We start from the raw sequence: 20,843 nt of genomic DNA, 5'->3' as shown, positions 1-20,843 counted from the left end.
TACAAATGAAGGATTATCTTGTTAAAGCACTTGCCTATGATGGCAATATTCGAGCCTATGCCGTTCGTACAACCGAAACAGTAAGTGAGGCACAAAGACGACATCAAACCTGGCGGACCGCATCAGCTGCCCTTGGCCGCACGTTGACCGCAGGGGTAATGATGGGGGCTATGTTAAAGGGTGATGATAAATTAACGATTAAGATCAATGGCGGCGGACCACTGGGCCCTATGGTCGTTGATAGTAACGCTAAGGGTGAGGTTCGTGGCTATGTAACCAATCCGGAGGTTGATTTTGAATCAACGGAACATGGCAAGCTTGATGTCCGCCGCGCGGTCGGCACGGAAGGAACTTTGGCTGTTGTTAAAGATGTCGGGATGCGTGACTTTTTTTCCGGACAGGTTCCCTTGGTTTCAGGTGAATTAGGTGAGGACTTTACTTATTATTTTGCCACCTCTGAGCAGGTTGCGTCGTCAGTAGGTGTCGGTGTGTTAGTGAATCCCGATGATACGATATTAGCCGCAGGCGGATTTATTTTTCAATTGATGCCAGGTACACCTGACTCAATCATTTCAAAACTTGAAGAGCGTTTGCAAACGATTGAGCCTATTTCCAAATTAATTGAACGAGGTCTAACGCCAGAACAAATCCTAGGAGAACTTTTTGGAAGCGAGCAAGTAAAGATCTTAGAAACCATGCCGGTGGGATTTGAATGTAATTGCTCGAAAGACCGTTTCGCAAATGCGATTGTTGGTTTAGGTGTTGCAGAGATCAATGCCATGATTGAAGAAGATGGACAGGCCGAGGCTCATTGTCACTTTTGCAATGAAAAGTACCTCTTTTCGCGTGTTGAATTAGAAGAACTCAAAAAGGATGCCAGATAAACGGGTGCTTGCGCTTTTCTGAAAAGATAAAAGGTAATACTTTTTACTTAGATAACTGTCTAGCTTCAGCACCCAACGGCTAGTGGACTTCGCCCTTTTCCCTACGATAAGTCAACATCGGATCGCTCCGCTCTCCGTGTTTCCTTTATCTCAGTCAAAGGGCTCCAGTCCATACGCCGCTAAACGGGTGCTTGCGCTTTTCTGATTGGGGGAGAGAGATTGGGGAGGAAGCAGCTATGGACGGTTATTGCTGCCCTAATATTGATAAACTGCCTAACGCTCGCCTTTTTTCTATCAAAGGCAAATCTGGCAGTCGGAGCAGAAGATCAAGAGACAGTAGCGACGGTCAGAGGAAAAACAATCGAAAGAAAAGAATGGCTTAATGAACTAGAAGCACGGTATGGGAAAGATGTTCTAAAAGATATGGTCGATCAAAAGGTTATCGAAGAAATGGCCGCAAAATATAGAATCAAGATATCCAATCTGGATGTTGAGCGAGAATTTAGAATGCTGAAGGCAACCTACAATTCGTTCGGTAAGCAAAATCTCAAGAATGAGAAAAGATTGAAGGAACAAATCCGGACTAATCTCCTGTTAGAGGAACTTTTAACAAAAGATGCGAAAGTTTCAAACGATGAATTAGAGAGTTATTATCAAAAAAATAAAGACCTTTTTAATGTCCCTGCTGCTTACCACTTATCACACATCGTTGTAGGAACCAAGGAAGAAGCAGATCAGACGCGACAAGAGTTGGGAGAGGGTTCGAATTTTTCAACGTTAGCGATGGAACGTTCGATCGATGAATTTTCCGCCAATGAAGGTGGAGATATCGGATACATTAGTGAACAAGATGAGAGATACCCTCTTGAATATATTCAAATAGCTAAGGAATTAAAGACGGGGGCATACAGTCAGCCAATTAACATTGAACAAGGTTTTGCCATCCTTAAGTTGGAAGGGAAAATAACTGGACGGAACTATGCCTTTAAAGATGTGAAAGAGACAATTCGCCGTCAAATGGCGCTTGAAAAAATGAATATTCCTGTATCTGCTGCTCCTTTTTGGAATGATGCTAAGGTGGATTGGGTTTACGGAAAATAGGGATATTAAAACACAGGAGATACTTCTGTGTTTTTCCTTTCCAACATTTGAAATATTGGAAAAATACCAAAATAAAACGATTGACAAACACAGTCTAATACTGGTAAATTTAATATTATAATAAATCCAATCAACTTACTCGGAATAGGGGTGCTCTTAATGGTACGTGTTGCAAATTCAGTGGCCGAATTAGTCGGTCAAACACCAATTGTTAAATTAAACAGATTAGTAGATGAAAATAGTGCAGAGGTTTATTTAAAGCTTGAGTATTTTAATCCCGGCAGTAGTGTTAAGGATCGTATCGCTTTAGCTATGATTGAAGCGGCAGAAGAGCAAGGTTTAATCAAACCGGGTGTCGATACTATTATTGAGCCTACAAGTGGAAATACAGGAATTGGACTTGCGATGATTGCTGCAGCAAAAGGTTACAAAGCTGTGTTTGTTATGCCTGAAACGATGAGTTTAGAAAGACGGAACCTGCTCCGTGCTTACGGCGCAGAACTTGTGTTAACACCGGGTCCGGCTGGGATGAAGGGTGCTATTGCTAAGGCGGAAGAGCTAGTACAAGAACATGGTTATTTCTTACCGCAGCAATTCAAAAACCAAGCGAATCCTGAAGTTCACAGAAGAACAACAGGTAAAGAGATTGTTGAACAAATGGACCAACTAGATGCATTTGTGTCAGGTATTGGAACGGGCGGTACCATCACTGGCGCAGGAAGTGTTCTTCGTGAGAAATTTCCTGAAATCAAAATCTATGCAATCGAACCAACAGATTCTCCAATCCTTTCCGGTGGATCACCTGGCCCGCATAAACTTCAAGGTCTTGGAGCTGGGTTTATTCCAGAAACCTTAGATACGGATATTTATGATGAAGTCATTCAAGTTGGCACGGAGGAAGCTTTTTCAGCATCAAGACGTGCAGCAAGAGAAGAAGGAATCTTAGGCGGTATTTCTTCAGGAGCAGCGATCCACGCAGCGGTAGAAGTAGCTAAGAAACTTGGAAAAGGTAAAAAGGTTCTAGCGATTATTCCTGATAATGGTGAACGCTATTTAAGTACAGCACTTTACCAGTATGATGCTGAATAATTAAAAAAGTGGAAACGTCCGTTTAGCGGCGTTGAACTGAAGAGAGGCGTTGGCGATTGCCGATGCTTCTTTTTTGTGGAAAAGGGCCAGAGCGCCACATAAACAAGTTAAGACTCTTACATGTTTTTTTGTAAACTATTTATATTTTCATGTATGATAAAAAGAGTGAAAAAAGGCTGCATAGGAGGAATAGGTATGAGCACAACTCGAGAACAAATTCAATGTGGACCATATACCTTAGATTTCAGTAAAAAGACCATGATAATGGGCATTTTAAATGCAACTCCAGATTCCTTTTCAGATGGCGGCAAGTTCAATGAAATAGAAAATGCCGTTATACGTGCAAAAGAAATGGTGAGAAATGGAGCTGATATTATTGATATTGGCGGGGAATCGACACGTCCCGGATTTGCGGCTGTCTCAGTGGAGGAAGAATTGGAACGTGTGATTCCGATTATTCGGGCGATAGCTGAACATATTGAGGTACCGATATCCATTGATACGTATAAGGCAGAAGTGGCCAAGCAGGCAATCGAAGCGGGAGCCCATATTATTAATGATATATGGGGGGCAAAGGCCGATGAAAATATGGGACGAGTGGCGGCTGACTATGATGTTCCCATCGTGCTTATGCATAATCGTCATAATCGGGACTACAAGGTTTTCATGAGAGATGTCATCAATGACCTCTATGAAAGTATTGCGATTGTAAAAAATGCAGGGGTAAAGGATGAGAAGATTATCGTTGACCCGGGGATTGGGTTTGCAAGAGATTATCAAGAAAATCTACTAACCATGCAGAATTTAGATACGTTTGTCAAACTGGGCTATCCAGTATTATTAGGTACGTCCCGAAAAACAATGATTGGACAAGCATTGGACCTGCCTGTTCATGAAAGAATGGAAGGGACCGGAGCAACGATTTGTTATGGAATTCAAAAGGGCTGTCACATTATTCGTGTTCATGATGTCAAGGAAATGAGCAGAATGGCAAAAATGATGGATGCCCTAATGAGAAAGGGTGAAACGGTTGGATAAGATCTACATCAATCGGATGGAATTTTACGGATACCATGGAGTTTTCCCAGAAGAGAACCGGTTAGGGCAGCGATTTGCTGTCGATTTAGCCGTGTCCCTTGATTTAAAAAAAGCCGGTGAAACAGATGAACTGGAGTATTCAGTCAACTACGCTGAGCTCTATCAAATATCTAAAGACATAGTCGAGGGTCCACCTTATAAGCTAGTCGAAGCCGTGGCAGAAAATATTGCTGCACTGGTTTTGAAAAGGTTTGGTCTCATTTCCGAGGTTACCGTCAAGGTAATAAAGCCTGATCCGCCGATTCCGGGTCATTACAATTCGGTTGCAGTAGAAATTACAAGGAGAAGATAAAAGTGGAAAACACAGCATTTATTGCCCTTGGCTCGAATATTGGAGACCGTTATGACAATATAACGAGTGCAATCAACCAATTAGTAAGTTATTCTAACATCCATTTGGTAAATTACTCCTCCATTTATGAAACAGATCCTGTTGGTTATGAAGACCAAGATTTATTTTTGAATATGGTAATTGAGATTCAAACAGGGTTAACTGCACTGGAGTTATTAGAGTTATGCTTAAAAACTGAATTGGAACTTGGAAGAAAACGGGGAATCAGGTGGGGGCCACGCACAATTGACCTTGACATTCTCACCTTTAACCAAGAAAATATTGAAAGCGAGAAATTAATTGTTCCGCATCCTAGGATGTTAGAACGGGCATTCGTAATCATTCCACTTTTAGAAATAACTCACGACAGCCAATTTTTTAAGATAAATCAATTGCTAGAATCATCATTAGAAGAATTACCTAACAAAGAAGGAGTCCGAATATGGAAGCGGAAAAATGGGGAAGACGTATTCGAGCCTATCGAAAGCTAAAAGGTTATACACAAGAAAGCTTTTCGAGGGAACTAGGTGTATCTGTATCAATTTTAGGTGAAATTGAAAGAGGAAACCGCCTGCCGGCAGGTGATTTGCTTGAAAGGATCGCTTATTCATTAAAAATTAGTGTAGATGATTTAGCGCCTAAAGAATAAGCTGATCCTCGTTTAGCGCAGTGGTTGATGCTGGCGCTTTGCGATTATAGTTTGAAGGAAATGAAAAGACTTAAGAGGAGGTCGTTTTGCGCGTGTTGAAGATTGGAAATATTGAGATGAAGAATCCTGTCGTATTGGCACCAATGGCAGGTGTTTGTAACTCCGCATTCCGACTAACTGTTAAAGAGTTTGGTGCAGGGTTAGTCTGTGCGGAAATGGTAAGTGATAAAGGTATCATTTATAAAAATGAAAAAACGATCAATATGCTTTACATCGATGAGCGTGAAAAACCGCTTAGTTTGCAAATTTTTGGCGGCGAAAGGGAAACCCTTGTTGAAGCAGCCAAGTTTGTTGATAAGAATACCAATGCCGATATTATCGATATTAATATGGGTTGTCCTGTTCCCAAAATCACGAAATGCGATGCGGGAGCAAAGTGGCTTTTGGATCCAAATAAAATCTACGAGATGGTTTCTGCAGTGGTTGCGGAAGTGGAAAAGCCTGTAACTGTAAAAATGCGGATAGGCTGGGATGAGCAGCATATTTATGCGGTGAAAAATGCCCAAGCTGTAGAACGTGCCGGTGGAAAGGCTATATCTCTACATGGACGTACACGTGTTCAAATGTATGAAGGAAAAGCGAACTGGGATATCATCCGTGAGGTAAAGCAAAACCTAACAATTCCGTTGATTGGGAATGGAGACGTCCAGACTCCTCAGGATGCGAAACGGATGCTCGAGGAAACAGGCGTGGATGGGGTAATGATTGGAAGAGCGGCACTAGGAGATCCTTGGATGATTTATCGTACTGTTCAATATTTAGAATCAGGGATATTAATGCCTGAACCGACCGTAAGAGAAAAAATAGATGTATGTATTCTTCATTTAGACCGCTTAATTGCACTTAAAAATGAGAGTATTGCTGTTCGTGAAATGCGTAAGCATGCGGCATGGTATTTAAAAAAGGTACCAGGAAATGCGATAGTGCGAAATGCCATTAATGATTGTGTGAATAGAGATCACTTAGTGACAATATTAAATGATTTAGTTTTAGAAGCTGAAGAAAAAGAGCAAAGTCAGATGATTGTAGGTTAAATTTGTCACTTAAAGTGTCTTTTTCTATCCTAATTGGATGCTGCCAGTGAAAAAACTGGCAGTTTTTATTTTATTAAATCTTTTTTGATGTCTGAAAGTATAAGTTTGTGTAAAATAATAAAGTATGTAGAAAAATGGGATTGCCTTATTTAAAGCATTTTACATAATAAATGATTATTGGAGTGAATTTTATGAGCCAGGAAGATTTAAATGACCAATTAAGGGTCAGACGTGAAAAGATGAATACCATGCGCGAAAATGGTCTTGATCCATTTGGTAAGCGTTTTGACCGTTCACACAGTACAAATGAATTAATTGAGCAATATGGAGAATTAGAAAAGGAAGATATTGAGGCAAAAAATGTATCCGTTTCTTTAGCGGGCCGAATTATGACGAAGCGCGGGAAAGGTAAAGCCGGTTTTGCGCATGTTCAAGATTTAACAGGTCAAATCCAAGTATATGTTCGTCAGGATGCCATCGGTGAAGAAAGTTATAAACTATTCGATTCTTCAGACCTAGGGGACATTATTGGAGTAACAGGAACATTATTTAAAACAAAGGTTGGCGAGTTATCGGTAAAGGTAGAAAACTTTGTATTCTTAACAAAGGCATTGCGACCGCTTCCCGATAAGTTCCATGGACTTAAGGATGTGGAACAGCGCTACCGTCAGCGTTATTTGGATTTAATCATGAGTCAGGAAAGTAAGGCGACATTTATTGCAAGAAGCCGTATTATTCAATCGATGCGCCGTTATTTAGATGACCACGGTTATTTAGAGGTAGAAACACCGATGATGCATTCTATCGCCGGGGGAGCATCAGCACGTCCGTTTATTACGCACCATAATGCGCTCGATATGCCGTTATTTATGCGGATTGCAATTGAGCTTCACTTAAAGCGCTTGATTGTTGGCGGACTGGAAAAGGTTTACGAAATTGGCCGAGTATTCCGGAACGAAGGTGTCTCAACCCGTCATAATCCAGAGTTCACCATGATTGAACTTTACGAAGCCTATGCCGATTATCGTGATATCATGAGTCTTACAGAGAATTTAGTGGCTCACATTGCTCAAGAAGTAGCGGGTTCTACTACTATTCAATATGGGGAATATGAAATAGACCTTAAACCTGAATGGAAAAGACTTCATATGGTTGATGCAATTAAAGAATACACCGGTGCAGATTTCTGGAAAGAGATGAGTGTGGAAGAGGCACGCGATCTTGCTAAGGAACATGGCGTTGAAATAAATAACAATATGCTTTATGGTCACATTGTTAATGAATTCTTTGAGCAAAAGGTAGAGGAAAAGCTAATCCAGCCAACCTTTATTTACGGCCATCCAGTAGAGATTTCTCCACTTGCCAAGAAAAATGATGACGATTCAAGGTTTACAGACCGTTTTGAATTATTCATAGTAGCACGTGAACACGCAAACGCGTTTACCGAGCTAAATGATCCGATTGATCAAAGAGAACGTTTTGAATCGCAGTTAAAGGAACGTGAACAAGGAAACGATGAGGCCCATATGATGGATGATGACTTCGTTGAAGCACTAGAATATGGAATGCCGCCTACAGGGGGATTAGGAATCGGAATAGACCGCCTGGTTATGCTGCTTACAAATTCACCATCTATCCGTGATGTTCTATTATTTCCGCTTATGCGTCATAAATAAGAGTTTACAAAAGTGCCGGGACTACTGGCACTTTTTTAATGAAAATCAGAAAAAGAAGTTAGAATATTTTTACTTTGAATTATTTCGTAAAAAAACGGAAAACACTCTTGCACTGGGTCTCCAATGGTGGTATATTAATATCTGTTGCTGCGAGACAGTGACATTGAAAAAAAGAAATTAAAAAAGATATTGACTTTCAGTTAATAACTTGGTAAGATGATAAAGTCGCTTTTAGGCGATAAAGAAATTGTTCTTTGAAAACTAAACAAACAAGATCGTGCAAACAAACAATAAATTATTAGTTTCATTTATGAAACTAAGCCAACGTAACAAAATGAGCTAATCAACTTTCTTGGAGAGTTTGATCCTGGCTCAGGACGAACGCTGGCGGCGTGCCTAATACATGCAAGTCGAGCGAATCACTTCGGTGATTAGCGGCGGACGGGTGAGTAACACGTGGGCAACCTGCCTGTAAGACTGGGATAACACCGGGAAACCGGTGCTAATACCGGATAATCCTTTTCCTCTCATGAGGAAAAGCTGAAAGTCGGTTTCGGCTGACACTTACAGATGGGCCCGCGGCGCATTAGCTAGTTGGTGAGGTAACGGCTCACCAAGGCGACGATGCGTAGCCGACCTGAGAGGGTGATCGGCCACACTGGGACTGAGACACGGCCCAGACTCCTACGGGAGGCAGCAGTAGGGAATCTTCCACAATGGACGAAAGTCTGATGGAGCAACGCCGCGTGAGCGATGAAGGCCTTCGGGTCGTAAAGCTCTGTTGTTAGGGAAGAACAAGTACCGGAGTAACTGCCGGTACCTTGACGGTACCTAACCAGAAAGCCACGGCTAACTACGTGCCAGCAGCCGCGGTAATACGTAGGTGGCAAGCGTTGTCCGGAATTATTGGGCGTAAAGCGCGCGCAGGCGGTCCTTTAAGTCTGATGTGAAAGCCCACGGCTCAACCGTGGAGGGTCATTGGAAACTGGGGGACTTGAGTGCAGAAGAGGAAAGCGGAATTCCACGTGTAGCGGTGAAATGCGTAGAGATGTGGAGGAACACCAGTGGCGAAGGCGGCTTTCTGGTCTGTAACTGACGCTGAGGCGCGAAAGCGTGGGGAGCAAACAGGATTAGATACCCTGGTAGTCCACGCCGTAAACGATGAGTGCTAAGTGTTAGGGGGTTTCCGCCCCTTAGTGCTGCAGCTAACGCATTAAGCACTCCGCCTGGGGAGTACGGCCGCAAGGCTGAAACTCAAAGGAATTGACGGGGGCCCGCACAAGCGGTGGAGCATGTGGTTTAATTCGAAGCAACGCGAAGAACCTTACCAGGTCTTGACATCCTCTGACACTCCTAGAGATAGGACGTTCCCCTTCGGGGGACAGAGTGACAGGTGGTGCATGGTTGTCGTCAGCTCGTGTCGTGAGATGTTGGGTTAAGTCCCGCAACGAGCGCAACCCTTGATCTTAGTTGCCAACATTTAGTTGGGCACTCTAAGGTGACTGCCGGTGACAAACCGGAGGAAGGTGGGGATGACGTCAAATCATCATGCCCCTTATGGCCTGGGCTACACACGTGCTACAATGGATGGTACAAAGGGCTGCAAGACCGCGAGGTTTAGCCAATCCCATAAAACCATTCTCAGTTCGGATTGCAGGCTGCAACTCGCCTGCATGAAGCCGGAATCGCTAGTAATCGCGGATCAGCATGCCGCGGTGAATACGTTCCCGGGCCTTGTACACACCGCCCGTCACACCACGAGAGTTTGTAACACCCGAAGTCGGTGGGGTAACCGTAAGGAGCCAGCCGCCTAAGGTGGGACAGATGATTGGGGTGAAGTCGTAACAAGGTAGCCGTATCGGAAGGTGCGGCTGGATCACCTCCTTTCTAAGGATAAAGCTGGACCTGTGAGCCAGACAAAACAGTTTGTTTGTAATGCGATCTTTGTTTGTTTAGTTTTGAGAGTACAATCTCTCAAAGCTTTTTTTAATCGTTCTTTGAAAACTAGATAATCGTAAGAAGAAGCAAAGTAAACATCGAGTAATCGCCATTTTAGTTTTTCTCTCTTATGTAAGTAAGAGTTATAAACCTTTTAGGTTAAGTTAGAAAGGGCGCACGGTGAATGCCTTGGCACTAGGAGCCGATGAAGGACGGGACTAACACCGATATGCTTCGGGGAGCTGTAAGTAAGCTTTGATCCGGAGATTTCCGAATGGGGGAACCCACTGTTCGTAATGGAACAGTATCTTTACCTGAATACATAGGGTATGGAAGGCATACCCGGGGAACTGAAACATCTAAGTACCCGGAGGAAGAGAAAGCAAACGCGATTCCCTGAGTAGCGGCGAGCGAAACGGGACATAGCCCAAACCAAGAGGCTTGCCTCTTGGGGTTGTAGGACACTCAACATGGAGTTACAAAGGAACGGGGTAGATGAAGCGACCTGGAAAGGTCCGTCATAGAAGGTAAAAACCCTGTAGTCGAAACTTCGTTCCCTCCTGAGTGGATCCTGAGTACGGCCGGACACGAGAAATCCGGTCGGAAGCAGGGAGGACCATCTCCCAAGGCTAAATACTCCCTAGTGACCGATAGTGAACCAGTACCGTGAGGGAAAGGTGAAAAGCACCCCGGAAGGGGAGTGAAATAGTTCCTGAAACCGTGTGCCTACAAGTAGTTAGAGCCCGTTAATGGGTAATAGCGTGCCTTTTGTAGAATGAACCGGCGAGTTACGATCCCATGCAAGGTTAAGTTGAAAAGACGGAGCCGCAGCGAAAGCGAGTCTGAATAGGGCGTATGAGTATGTGGTCGTAGACCCGAAACCAGGTGATCTACCCATGTCCAGGGTGAAGTCCAGGTAACACTGGATGGAGGCCCGAACCCACGCACGTTGAAAAGTGCGGGGATGAGGTGTGGGTAGCGGAGAAATTCCAATCGAACTTGGAGATAGCTGGTTCTCTCCGAAATAGCTTTAGGGCTAGCCTCACGTAGTAAGAGTCTTGGAGGTAGAGCACTGTTTGGACTAGGGGCCCTCATCGGGTTACCGAATTCAGACAAACTCCGAATGCCAAAGACTTATCCGTGGGAGTCAGACTGCGAGTGATAAGATCCGTAGTCAAAAGGGAAACAGCCCAGACCACCAGCTAAGGTCCCAAAGTATACGTTAAGTGGAAAAGGATGTGGAGTTGTTTAGACAACCAGGATGTTGGCTTAGAAGCAGCCACCATTTAAAGAGTGCGTAATAGCTCACTGGTCGAATGACTCTGCGCCGAAAATGTACCGGGGCTAAACGTATCACCGAAGCTGTGGATTGACATCTTAGATGTCAGTGGTAGGAGAGCGTTCTAAGGGCGTTGAAGCTAGACCGTAAGGACTGGTGGAGCGCTTAGAAGTGAGAATGCCGGTATGAGTAGCGAAAGATGAGTGAGAATCTCATCCACCGAATGCCTAAGGTTTCCTGAGGAAGGCTCGTCCGCTCAGGGTTAGTCGGGACCTAAGCCGAGGCCGAAAGGCGTAGGCGATGGACAACAGGTTGATATTCCTGTACCACCTCTTTATCGTTTGAGCAATGGGGGGACGCAGGAGGATAGGGTAAGCGCGCTGTTGGATATGCGCGTCTAAGCAGTTAGGCTGAGAAGTAGGCAAATCCGCTTCTCACTAAGGCTGAGCTGTGATAGCGAGGGAAATTTAGTACCGAAGTTCCTGATTCCACACTGCCAAGAAAAGCCTCTAGCGAGATAAATGGTGCCCGTACCGCAAACCGACACAGGTAGGCGAGGAGAGAATCCTAAGGTGAGCGAGAGAACTCTCGTTAAGGAACTCGGCAAAATGACCCCGTAACTTCGGGAGAAGGGGTGCTTTTTGAGGTGAATAGCCTCGAAGAGCCGCAGTGAATAGGCCCAGGCGACTGTTTAGCAAAAACACAGGTCTCTGCGAAGCCGCAAGGCGAAGTATAGGGGCTGACGCCTGCCCGGTGCTGGAAGGTTAAGAGGAGGGGTTAGCACAAGCGAAGCTCTGAATCGAAGCCCCAGTAAACGGCGGCCGTAACTATAACGGTCCTAAGGTAGCGAAATTCCTTGTCGGGTAAGTTCCGACCCGCACGAAAGGCGTAACGATCTGGGCACTGTCTCAACGAGAGACTCGGTGAAATTATAGTACCTGTGAAGATGCAGGTTACCCGCGACAGGACGGAAAGACCCCGTGGAGCTTTACTGTAGCCTGATATTGAATTTTGGTACAGCTTGTACAGGATAGGTAGGAGCCTGAGAAGCCGGAGCGCTAGCTTCGGTGGAGGCGTCGGTGGGATACTACCCTGGCTGTATTGAAATTCTAACCCGCACCCCTGATCGGGGTGGGAGACAGTGTCAGGTGGGCAGTTTGACTGGGGCGGTCGCCTCCTAAAGAGTAACGGAGGCGCCCAAAGGTTCCCTCAGAATGGTTGGAAATCATTCGCAGAGTGTAAAGGCACAAGGGAGCTTGACTGCGAGACCTACAAGTCGAGCAGGGACGAAAGTCGGGCTTAGTGATCCGGTGGTTCCGCATGGAAGGGCCATCGCTCAACGGATAAAAGCTACCCCGGGGATAACAGGCTTATCTCCCCCAAGAGTCCACATCGACGGGGAGGTTTGGCACCTCGATGTCGGCTCATCGCATCCTGGGGCTGTAGTCGGTCCCAAGGGTTGGGCTGTTCGCCCATTAAAGCGGTACGCGAGCTGGGTTCAGAACGTCGTGAGACAGTTCGGTCCCTATCCGTCGTGGGCGCAGGAAATTTGAGAGGAGCTGTCCTTAGTACGAGAGGACCGGGATGGACGCACCGCTGGTGTACCAGTTGTTCTGCCAAGGGCATCGCTGGGTAGCTATGTGCGGACGGGATAAGTGCTGAAAGCATCTAAGCATGAAGCCCCCCTCAAGATGAGATTTCCCATAGCGCAAGCTAGTAAGAACCCTGAAAGATGATCAGGTTGATAGGTCAGAGGTGGAAGCGTGGTAACATGTGGAGCTGACTGATACTAATCGTTCGAGGACTTAACCAAATTTTAAAGCGAACTCGTTTTTACAAACTTCTTCTGCATTATCTAGTTTTGAGGGAATGATACCTCTAATTTTATAGTCTGGCAGCAATGGCGAGAAGGTCACACCCGTTCCCATACCGAACACGGAAGTTAAGCTTCTCAGCGCCGATGGTAGTTGGGACACGCGTCCCTGTGAGAGTAGGACGTTGCCAGGCGGTATATATGGAGGATTAGCTCAGCTGGGAGAGCATCTGCCTTACAAGCAGAGGGTCGGCGGTTCGAGCCCGTCATCCTCCACCATATTTCCTATGCCGGGGTAGCTCAATTGGTAGAGCAACTGACTTGTAATCAGTAGGTTGGGGGTTCAAGTCCTCTCGCCGGCACCACTTTTTTCTCATCTTACGATGAGCCATTAGCTCAGTTGGTAGAGCATCTGACTTTTAATCAGAGGGTCGAAGGTTCGAGTCCTTCATGGCTCACCAAAGTTTTTTGCACTAGCAAAATAACTTTCAATATGCGGGTGTGGCGGAATTGGCAGACGCACCAGACTTAGGATCTGGCGCCGCAAGGCGTGGGGGTTCGACTCCCTTCACCCGCATCATTAACTTTTATATGCGGAAGTAGTTCAGTGGTAGAACATCACCTTGCCAAGGTGGGGGTCGCGGGTTCGAATCCCGTCTTCCGCTCTCTATTTGTGCCGGGGTGGCGGAACTGGCAGACGCACAGGACTTAAAATCCTGCGGTAGGTGACTACCGTACCGGTTCGATTCCGGTCCTCGGCACCATTTAAGTTAATAAATTTCATATGCGCCCTTAGCTCAGCTGGATAGAGTGTTTGACTACGAATCAAAAGGTCGGGAGTTCGAATCTCTCAGGGCGCACTTAACGGGAAGTAGCTCAGCTTGGTAGAGCACTTGGTTTGGGACCAAGGGGTCGCAGGTTCGAATCCTGTCTTCCCGACCATTCCTTATTATAATCTGGGGTCTTAGCTCAGCTGGGAGAGCGCCTGCTTTGCACGCAGGAGGTCAGGGGTTCGATCCCCCTAGACTCCACCAAAAATTATTTATTTTAATATTGACGCAGTAATAATATTCTGTTAGTATAGTCGCAGTTGCGGCAATAAATTGTTCTTTGAAAACTAAACAAACAAGATCGTGCAAACAAATAAAAAATTATTAGTTTCATTTATGAAACTAAGCCAACGTAACAAAATGAGCTAATCAACTTTCTTGGAGAGTTTGATCCTGGCTCAGGACGAACGCTGGCGGCGTGCCTAATACATGCAAGTCGAGCGAATCACTTCGGTGGTTAGCGGCGGACGGGTGAGTAACACGTGGGCAACCTGCCTGTAAGACTGGGATAACACCGGGAAACCGGTGCTAATACCGGATAATCCATTTCCTCTCATGAGGAAATGCTGAAAGTCGGTTTCGGCTGACACTTACAGATGGGCCCGCGGCGCATTAGCTAGTTGGTGAGGTAACGGCTCACCAAGGCGACGATGCGTAGCCGACCTGAGAGGGTGATCGGCCACACTGGGACTGAGACACGGCCCAGACTCCTACGGGAGGCAGCAGTAGGGAATCTTCCACAATGGACGAAAGTCTGATGGAGCAACGCCGCGTGAGCGATGAAGGCCTTCGGGTCGTAAAGCTCTGTTGTTAGGGAAGAACAAGTACCGGAGTAACTGCCGGTACCTTGACGGTACCTAACCAGAAAGCCACGGCTAACTACGTGCCAGCAGCCGCGGTAATACGTAGGTGGCAAGCGTTGTCCGGAATTATTGGGCGTAAAGCGCGCGCAGGCGGTCCTTTAAGTCTGATGTGAAAGCCCACGGCTCAACCGTGGAGGGTCATTGGAAACTGGGGGACTTGAGTGCAGAAGAGGAAAGCGGAATTCCACGTGTAGCGGTGAAATGCGTAGAGATGTGGAGGAACACCAGTGGCGAAGGCGGCTTTCTGGTCTGTAACTGACGCTGAGGCGCGAAAGCGTGGGGAGCAAACAGGATTAGATACCCTGGTAGTCCACGCCGTAAACGATGAGTGCTAAGTGTTAGGGGGTTTCCGCCCCTTAGTGCTGCAGCTAACGCATTAAGCACTCCGCCTGGGGAGTACGGCCGCAAGGCTGAAACTCAAAGGAATTGACGGGGGCCCGCACAAGCGGTGGAGCATGTGGTTTAATTCGAAGCAACGCGAAGAACCTTACCAGGTCTTGACATCCTCTGACACTCCTAGAGATAGGACGTTCCCCTTCGGGGGACAGAGTGACAGGTGGTGCATGGTTGTCGTCAGCTCGTGTCGTGAGATGTTGGGTTAAGTCCCGCAACGAGCGCAACCCTTGATCTTAGTTGCCAGCATTTAGTTGGGCACTCTAAGGTGACTGCCGGTGACAAACCGGAGGAAGGTGGGGATGACGTCAAATCATCATGCCCCTTATGACCTGGGCTACACACGTGCTACAATGGATGGTACAAAGGGCTGCAAGACCGCGAGGTTTAGCCAATCCCATAAAACCATTCTCAGTTCGGATTGCAGGCTGCAACTCGCCTGCATGAAGCCGGAATCGCTAGTAATCGCGGATCAGCATGCCGCGGTGAATACGTTCCCGGGCCTTGTACACACCGCCCGTCACACCACGAGAGTTTGTAACACCCGAAGTCGGTGGGGTAACCGTAAGGAGCCAGCCGCCTAAGGTGGGACAGATGATTGGGGTGAAGTCGTAACAAGGTAGCCGTATCGGAAGGTGCGGCTGGATCACCTCCTTTCTAAGGATAAAGCTGGACCTGTGAGCCAGACAAAACAGTTTGTTTGTAACGCGATCTTTGTTTGTTTAGTTTTGAGAGTACAATCTCTCAAGGCTTTTTTTAATCGTTCTTTGAAAACTAGATAATCGTAAGAAGAAGCAAAGTAAACATCGAGTAATCGCCATTTTAGATTTTCTCTCTTATGTAAGTAAGAGTTATAAACCTTTTAGGTTAAGTTAGAAAGGGCGCACGGTGAATGCCTTGGCACTAGGAGCCGATGAAGGACGGGACTAACACCGATATGCTTCGGGGAGCTGTAAGTAAGCTTTGATCCGGAGATTTCCGAATGGGGGAACCCACTGTTCGTAATGGAACAGTATCTTTACCTGAATACATAGGGTATGGAAGGCATACCCGGGGAACTGAAACATCTAAGTACCCGGAGGAAGAGAAAGCAAACGCGATTCCCTGAGTAGCGGCGAGCGAAACGGGACATAGCCCAAACCAAGAGGCTTGCCTCTTGGGGTTGTAGGACACTCAACATGGAGTTACAAAGGAACGGGGTAGATGAAGCGACCTGGAAAGGTCCGTCATAGAAGGTAAAAACCCTGTAGTCGAAACTTCGTTCCCTCCTGAGTGGATCCTGAGTACGGCCGGACACGAGAAATCCGGTCGGAAGCAGGGAGGACCATCTCCCAAGGCTAAATACTCCCTAGTGACCGATAGTGAACCAGTACCGTGAGGGAAAGGTGAAAAGCACCCCGGAAGGGGAGTGAAATAGTTCCTGAAACCGTGTGCCTACAAGTAGTTAGAGCCCGTTAATGGGTAATAGCGTGCCTTTTGTAGAATGAACCGGCGAGTTACGATCCCATGCAAGGTTAAGTTGAAGAGACGGAGCCGCAGCGAAAGCGAGTCTGAATAGGGCGTATGAGTATGTGGTCGTAGACCCGAAACCAGGTGATCTACCCATGTCCAGGGTGAAGTCCAGGTAACACTGGATGGAGGCCCGAACCCACGCACGTTGAAAAGTGCGGGGATGAGGTGTGGGTAGCGGAGAAATTCCAATCGAACTTGGAGATAGCTGGTTCTCTCCGAAATAGCTTTAGGGCTAGCCTCACGTAGTAAGAGTCTTGGAGGTAGAGCACTGTTTGGACTAGGGGCCCTCATCGGGTTACCGAATTCAGACAAACTCCGAATGCCAAAGACTTATCCGTGGGAGTCAGACTGCGAGTGATAAGATCCGTAGTCAAAAGGGAAACAGCCCAGACCACCAGCTAAGGTCCCAAAGTATACGTTAAGTGGAAAAGGATGTGGAGTTGTTTAGACAACCAGGATGTTGGCTTAGAAGCAGCCACCATTTAAAGAGTGCGTAATAGCTCACTGGTCGAATGACTCTGCGCCGAAAATGTACCGGGGCTAAACGTATCACCGAAGCTGTGGATTGACATCTTAGATGTCAGTGGTAGGAGAGCGTTCTAAGGGCGTTGAAGCTAGACCGTAAGGACTGGTGGAGCGCTTAGAAGTGAGAATGCCGGTATGAGTAGCGAAAGATGAGTGAGAATCTCATCCACCGAATGCCTAAGGTTTCCTGAGGAAGGCTCGTCCGCTCAGGGTTAGTCGGGACCTAAGCCGAGGCCGAAAGGCGTAGGCGATGGACAACAGGTTGATATTCCTGTACCACCTCTTTATCGTTTGAGCAATGGGGGGACGCAGGAGGATAGGGTAAGCGCGCTGTTGGATATGCGCGTCTAAGCAGTTAGGCTGAGAAGTAGGCAAATCCGCTTCTCACTAAGGCTGAGCTGTGATAGCGAGGGAAATTTAGTACCGAAGTTCCTGATTCCACACTGCCAAGAAAAGCCTCTAGCGAGATAAATGGTGCCCGTACCGCAAACCGACACAGGTAGGCGAGGAGAGAATCCTAAGGTGAGCGAGAGAACTCTCGTTAAGGAACTCGGCAAAATGACCCCGTAACTTCGGGAGAAGGGGTGCTTTTTGAGGTGAATAGCCTCGAAGAGCCGCAGTGAATAGGTCCAGGCGACTGTTTAGCAAAAACACAGGTCTCTGCGAAGCCGCAAGGCGAAGTATAGGGGCTGACGCCTGCCCGGTGCTGGAAGGTTAAGAGGAGGGGTTAGCTGCTAAGCGAAGCTCTGAATCGAAGCCCCAGTAAACGGCGGCCGTAACTATAACGGTCCTAAGGTAGCGAAATTCCTTGTCGGGTAAGTTCCGACCCGCACGAAAGGCGTAACGATCTGGGCACTGTCTCAACGAGAGACTCGGTGAAATTATAGTACCTGTGAAGATGCAGGTTACCCGCGACAGGACGGAAAGACCCCGTGGAGCTTTACTGTAGCCTGATATTGAATTTTGGTACAGCTTGTACAGGATAGGTAGGAGCCTGAGAAGCCGGAGCGCTAGCTTCGGTGGAGGCGTCGGTGGGATACTACCCTGGCTGTATTGAAATTCTAACCCGCACCCCTGATCGGGGTGGGAGACAGTGTCAGGTGGGCAGTTTGACTGGGGCGGTCGCCTCCTAAAGAGTAACGGAGGCGCCCAAAGGTTCCCTCAGAATGGTTGGAAATCATTCGCAGAGTGTAAAGGCACAAGGGAGCTTGACTGCGAGACCTACAAGTCGAGCAGGGACGAAAGTCGGGCTTAGTGATCCGGTGGTTCCGCATGGAAGGGCCATCGCTCAACGGATAAAAGCTACCCCGGGGATAACAGGCTTATCTCCCCCAAGAGTCCACATCGACGGGGAGGTTTGGCACCTCGATGTCGGCTCATCGCATCCTGGGGCTGTAGTCGGTCCCAAGGGTTGGGCTGTTCGCCCATTAAAGCGGTACGCGAGCTGGGTTCAGAACGTCGTGAGACAGTTCGGTCCCTATCCGTCGTGGGCGCAGGAAATTTGAGAGGAGCTGTCCTTAGTACGAGAGGACCGGGATGGACGCACCGCTGGTGTACCAGTTGTTCTGCCAAGGGCATCGCTGGGTAGCTATGTGCGGACGGGATAAGTGCTGAAAGCATCTAAGCATGAAGCCCCCCTCAAGATGAGATTTCCCATAGCGCAAGCTAGTAAGAACCCTGAAAGATGATCAGGTTGATAGGTCAGAGGTGGAAGCGTGGTAACATGTGGAGCTGACTGATACTAATCGTTCGAGGACTTAACCAAATTTTAAAGCGAACTCGTTTTTACAAACTTCTTCTGCATTATCTAGTTTTGAGGGAATGATACCTCTAATTTTATAGTCTGGCAGCAATGGCGAGAAGGTCACACCCGTTCCCATACCGAACACGGAAGTTAAGCTTCTCAGCGCCGATGGTAGTTGGGACACGCGTCCCTGTGAGAGTAGGACGTTGCCAGGCACATTTAAAAAAACAACCAGAAATGGTTGTTTTTTTAGTTATATGGGGATTCCGAAGGACAAAACACCATCGGAAAGCAGGGAAAGTGTCTTTCGAATCGATTTTTGCGTAGGTATGAGAATTCATAGGCGGAAAATTTCCGTCTATTATTTTTAGATGAAGCTAAAGCACCCGATATAGACGGAGATATTCCGCTTAACTCCTCTAAGTAAGACAATATCTAAAGATTTGGATCATATAAGCGGAAAAACTCCCCTTATTTTTAAGGAAATATGGGTATTTCCCAATTTAGCCGGATTTTCTCCGTTTATTTTTCAGACACATTGAAATCAACATTCAGTTATAGAAGAGCCTAACCAATATTTCCTGTATACCAATTTGTAAGTAAAATTGTAGTTTATTTTGCAGAGTTACACTGGCTATTGTACCCCAACACTTTAATATACAAATTGCACTACAAATTCTCCTAAATAATTATTGAAATCCCTTTATATCAACAAAAAAGGACCTCCAAATTACCATACAATTTGAAGGTCTTTTTGCATTACATTTTTAATGTTTGCAATAGTTAACAGAATCCTTTACAGAAATGGTTGTTTTTTTTATGCCCAAATTAAATAAGGAGTCAACACAGCAATACTTTTCATCTTTCCTAGGTTTCACAATGACGAGATTTGGAGAAAATCTATAATAGTGAATCGTTGCATCTACATAAAAAATTAAGTATAATTTAGTCAAAGATAGTCAAAGTCAGAGAATGGGGGTGGGAAGATGAGAAACATCTCTGATATTATTGAAAAATATCTTAAACAAGTATTGGAATTAAGTGAAAAGGATCTTGTTGAAATTAAACGGAGTGAAGTTGCTGATAAATTCCAATGTGTACCCTCTCAAATAAATTATGTGATTAATACCCGTTTTACGATTGAAAGAGGATATATTGTCGAAAGTAAACGGGGCGGCGGCGGATATATACGGATTATGAAAGTTCAATCCCATGACTTGGCCCACTTAATAGATCAATTGCTCGCACTTATTCAAGGCAGGGTTAGTCAAACAAGTGCAGAGGATGTCATATTAAGGCTCATACAAGAAGAAATTATTTCACAGCGGGAAGCGAAAATTATGCTAAGTGTAATCGATCGTTCCGTTCTGTATATTGATCTTCCATACCGAGATGAATTAAGAGCAAGAATGCTTAAAGCGATGTTAACATCTTTAAAATATAAGTAAATTTTTTCTGTGTAAAGAGGTGAAAGTATGATTTGCCAAGAATGTAATCAAAGACCTGCAGCGCTTCATTTTACAAAAATAATCAATGGGGAAAAGACAGAAGTGCATCTGTGTGAAAAGTGTGCTCAGGAAAAGGGCGAAATGTTTATTTTTAATGGGGAATCCGGTTTTACTTTTAATAATTTATTGGCAGGATTATTAAATATTGATCCTAACTTCCAAAAGCCTAGCCAGAGTCCCTTCCATCAAGAGGAAATTCTTCAATGTGACTCTTGCTCAATGACCTTTCCACAGTTTTTAAAAGTGGGTCGCTTTGGATGTTCCCATTGTTACGAAGCATTTAAGGAACAACTTAAACCAGTATTAAGGCGACTCCATAGTGGAAACTGGACACATAATGGGAAAATACCAAAAAGAATAGGTGGAGGAATTCATCTACGTAAACAAATTGAGGAATTGAAAAGTATTCTTAAAGATTCAATCAACAATGAAGAATTTGAAAAGGCTGCAGAAATTCGCGATGAAATACGAAACCTGGAGAAAAATTTAGCAGCCAGCCACGAGGGAGGGGAATAA

At 45.9% G+C, this 20,843-nt stretch carries 11 protein-coding genes, 9 tRNA genes and 6 rRNA genes; all 26 read left to right on the top strand.

Going from position 1 to position 20,843, the window contains the following annotated elements; all coding sequences use genetic code 11:
• The first annotated feature begins 5 nt into the window (after positions 1-5).
• The 26 genes from hslO to mcsA all read left to right on the top strand — a co-directional run bounded on the left by hslO (position 6) and on the right by mcsA (position 20,843).
• On the top strand, positions 6-884 hold the full coding sequence (gene hslO, locus RCG22_RS15235) for an Hsp33 family molecular chaperone HslO (RefSeq protein WP_308103633.1): 879 nt from the start codon (positions 6-8) through the stop codon (positions 882-884).
• 219 nt (positions 885-1,103) lie between these two features.
• The gene (locus RCG22_RS15230; RefSeq protein WP_308103632.1) at positions 1,104-1,985 is read left to right on the top strand and encodes a peptidyl-prolyl cis-trans isomerase; all 882 of its coding nucleotides are present in this window, start codon (positions 1,104-1,106) and stop codon (positions 1,983-1,985) included.
• A gap of 159 nt (positions 1,986-2,144) precedes the next feature.
• Positions 2,145-3,074 (top strand): cysteine synthase A, encoded by a 930-nt coding sequence (gene cysK, locus RCG22_RS15225; RefSeq protein ID WP_098262708.1) that lies wholly within the window; start codon positions 2,145-2,147, stop codon positions 3,072-3,074.
• A gap of 195 nt (positions 3,075-3,269) precedes the next feature.
• Positions 3,270-4,112 carry a dihydropteroate synthase gene (folP, locus tag RCG22_RS15220; RefSeq protein WP_308103631.1) on the top strand — a complete coding sequence of 281 codons (843 nt, stop codon included), beginning with the start codon at positions 3,270-3,272 and terminating at the stop codon, positions 4,110-4,112.
• Positions 4,105-4,464: a dihydroneopterin aldolase gene (gene folB, locus RCG22_RS15215; protein ID WP_308103630.1), complete on the top strand. Its 360-nt coding sequence runs from the start codon at positions 4,105-4,107 to the stop codon at positions 4,462-4,464. Before folP ends, folB begins: the two co-directional genes overlap by 8 nt.
• Before the next feature lie 2 nt (positions 4,465-4,466).
• Positions 4,467-4,994 (top strand): 2-amino-4-hydroxy-6-hydroxymethyldihydropteridine diphosphokinase, encoded by a 528-nt coding sequence (gene folK / locus RCG22_RS15210; protein WP_308103629.1) that lies wholly within the window; start codon positions 4,467-4,469, stop codon positions 4,992-4,994.
• Entirely contained in the window at positions 4,946-5,152 is a 207-nt protein-coding gene (locus RCG22_RS15205) for a helix-turn-helix domain-containing protein (protein ID WP_098262704.1), read from the top strand. The genes folK and RCG22_RS15205 overlap by 49 nt, the downstream gene beginning before the upstream one ends.
• Before the next feature lie 92 nt (positions 5,153-5,244).
• Complete coding sequence (gene dusB, locus RCG22_RS15200) at positions 5,245-6,246, top strand: tRNA dihydrouridine synthase DusB (RefSeq protein ID WP_308103628.1); 1,002 nt, start codon at positions 5,245-5,247, stop codon at positions 6,244-6,246.
• Between the two features lie 191 nt (positions 6,247-6,437).
• Positions 6,438-7,922: a lysine--tRNA ligase gene (lysS, locus tag RCG22_RS15195; RefSeq protein ID WP_308103627.1), complete on the top strand. Its 1,485-nt coding sequence runs from the start codon at positions 6,438-6,440 to the stop codon at positions 7,920-7,922.
• A gap of 349 nt (positions 7,923-8,271) precedes the next feature.
• A 16S ribosomal RNA gene (locus RCG22_RS15190) occupies positions 8,272-9,809 on the top strand.
• Positions 9,810-10,017: 208 nt separating this feature from the next.
• Positions 10,018-12,952, top strand: a 23S ribosomal RNA gene (locus RCG22_RS15185).
• Positions 12,953-13,029: 77 nt separating this feature from the next.
• Positions 13,030-13,146: ribosomal RNA gene (gene rrf / locus RCG22_RS15180) — 5S ribosomal RNA — on the top strand.
• Between the two features lie 9 nt (positions 13,147-13,155).
• A tRNA-Val gene (locus tag RCG22_RS15175) sits at positions 13,156-13,231 on the top strand.
• A 10-nt stretch (positions 13,232-13,241) separates the two neighbouring features.
• Positions 13,242-13,317 (top strand) — tRNA-Thr (locus tag RCG22_RS15170).
• Between the two features lie 20 nt (positions 13,318-13,337).
• Positions 13,338-13,413: transfer RNA gene (locus tag RCG22_RS15165), tRNA-Lys, on the top strand.
• Between the two features lie 34 nt (positions 13,414-13,447).
• Positions 13,448-13,529 (top strand) — tRNA-Leu (locus tag RCG22_RS15160).
• A gap of 16 nt (positions 13,530-13,545) precedes the next feature.
• Positions 13,546-13,617 (top strand) — tRNA-Gly (locus RCG22_RS15155).
• Positions 13,618-13,627: 10 nt separating this feature from the next.
• Positions 13,628-13,716 (top strand) — tRNA-Leu (locus tag RCG22_RS15150).
• A 22-nt stretch (positions 13,717-13,738) separates the two neighbouring features.
• A tRNA-Arg gene (locus RCG22_RS15145) sits at positions 13,739-13,812 on the top strand.
• Between the two features lie 5 nt (positions 13,813-13,817).
• Positions 13,818-13,894: transfer RNA gene (locus RCG22_RS15140), tRNA-Pro, on the top strand.
• A gap of 16 nt (positions 13,895-13,910) precedes the next feature.
• Positions 13,911-13,986: transfer RNA gene (locus tag RCG22_RS15135), tRNA-Ala, on the top strand.
• A 171-nt stretch (positions 13,987-14,157) separates the two neighbouring features.
• Positions 14,158-15,695 (top strand): 16S ribosomal RNA (locus tag RCG22_RS15130).
• Between the two features lie 208 nt (positions 15,696-15,903).
• Positions 15,904-18,840 (top strand): 23S ribosomal RNA (locus RCG22_RS15125).
• A 77-nt stretch (positions 18,841-18,917) separates the two neighbouring features.
• Positions 18,918-19,034: ribosomal RNA gene (rrf, locus tag RCG22_RS15120) — 5S ribosomal RNA — on the top strand.
• The 16S, 23S and 5S rRNA genes sit together here with 9 tRNA genes alongside, the layout of an rRNA operon.
• A 771-nt stretch (positions 19,035-19,805) precedes the next feature.
• A complete protein-coding gene (locus RCG22_RS15115; protein WP_098262355.1) occupies positions 19,806-20,267 on the top strand; it encodes a CtsR family transcriptional regulator in 462 nt (153 codons plus the stop codon).
• Between the two features lie 27 nt (positions 20,268-20,294).
• The gene (mcsA, locus tag RCG22_RS15110; protein ID WP_098262354.1) at positions 20,295-20,843 is read left to right on the top strand and encodes a protein-arginine kinase activator protein McsA; all 549 of its coding nucleotides are present in this window, start codon (positions 20,295-20,297) and stop codon (positions 20,841-20,843) included.

The organism is Neobacillus nitrireducens (assembly GCF_030915405.1).
In the GTDB taxonomy this organism is placed as follows: Bacteria; Bacillota; Bacilli; order Bacillales; family Cytobacillaceae; genus Neobacillus.
This window is presented reverse-complemented; position numbering and strand designations above follow the sequence as displayed.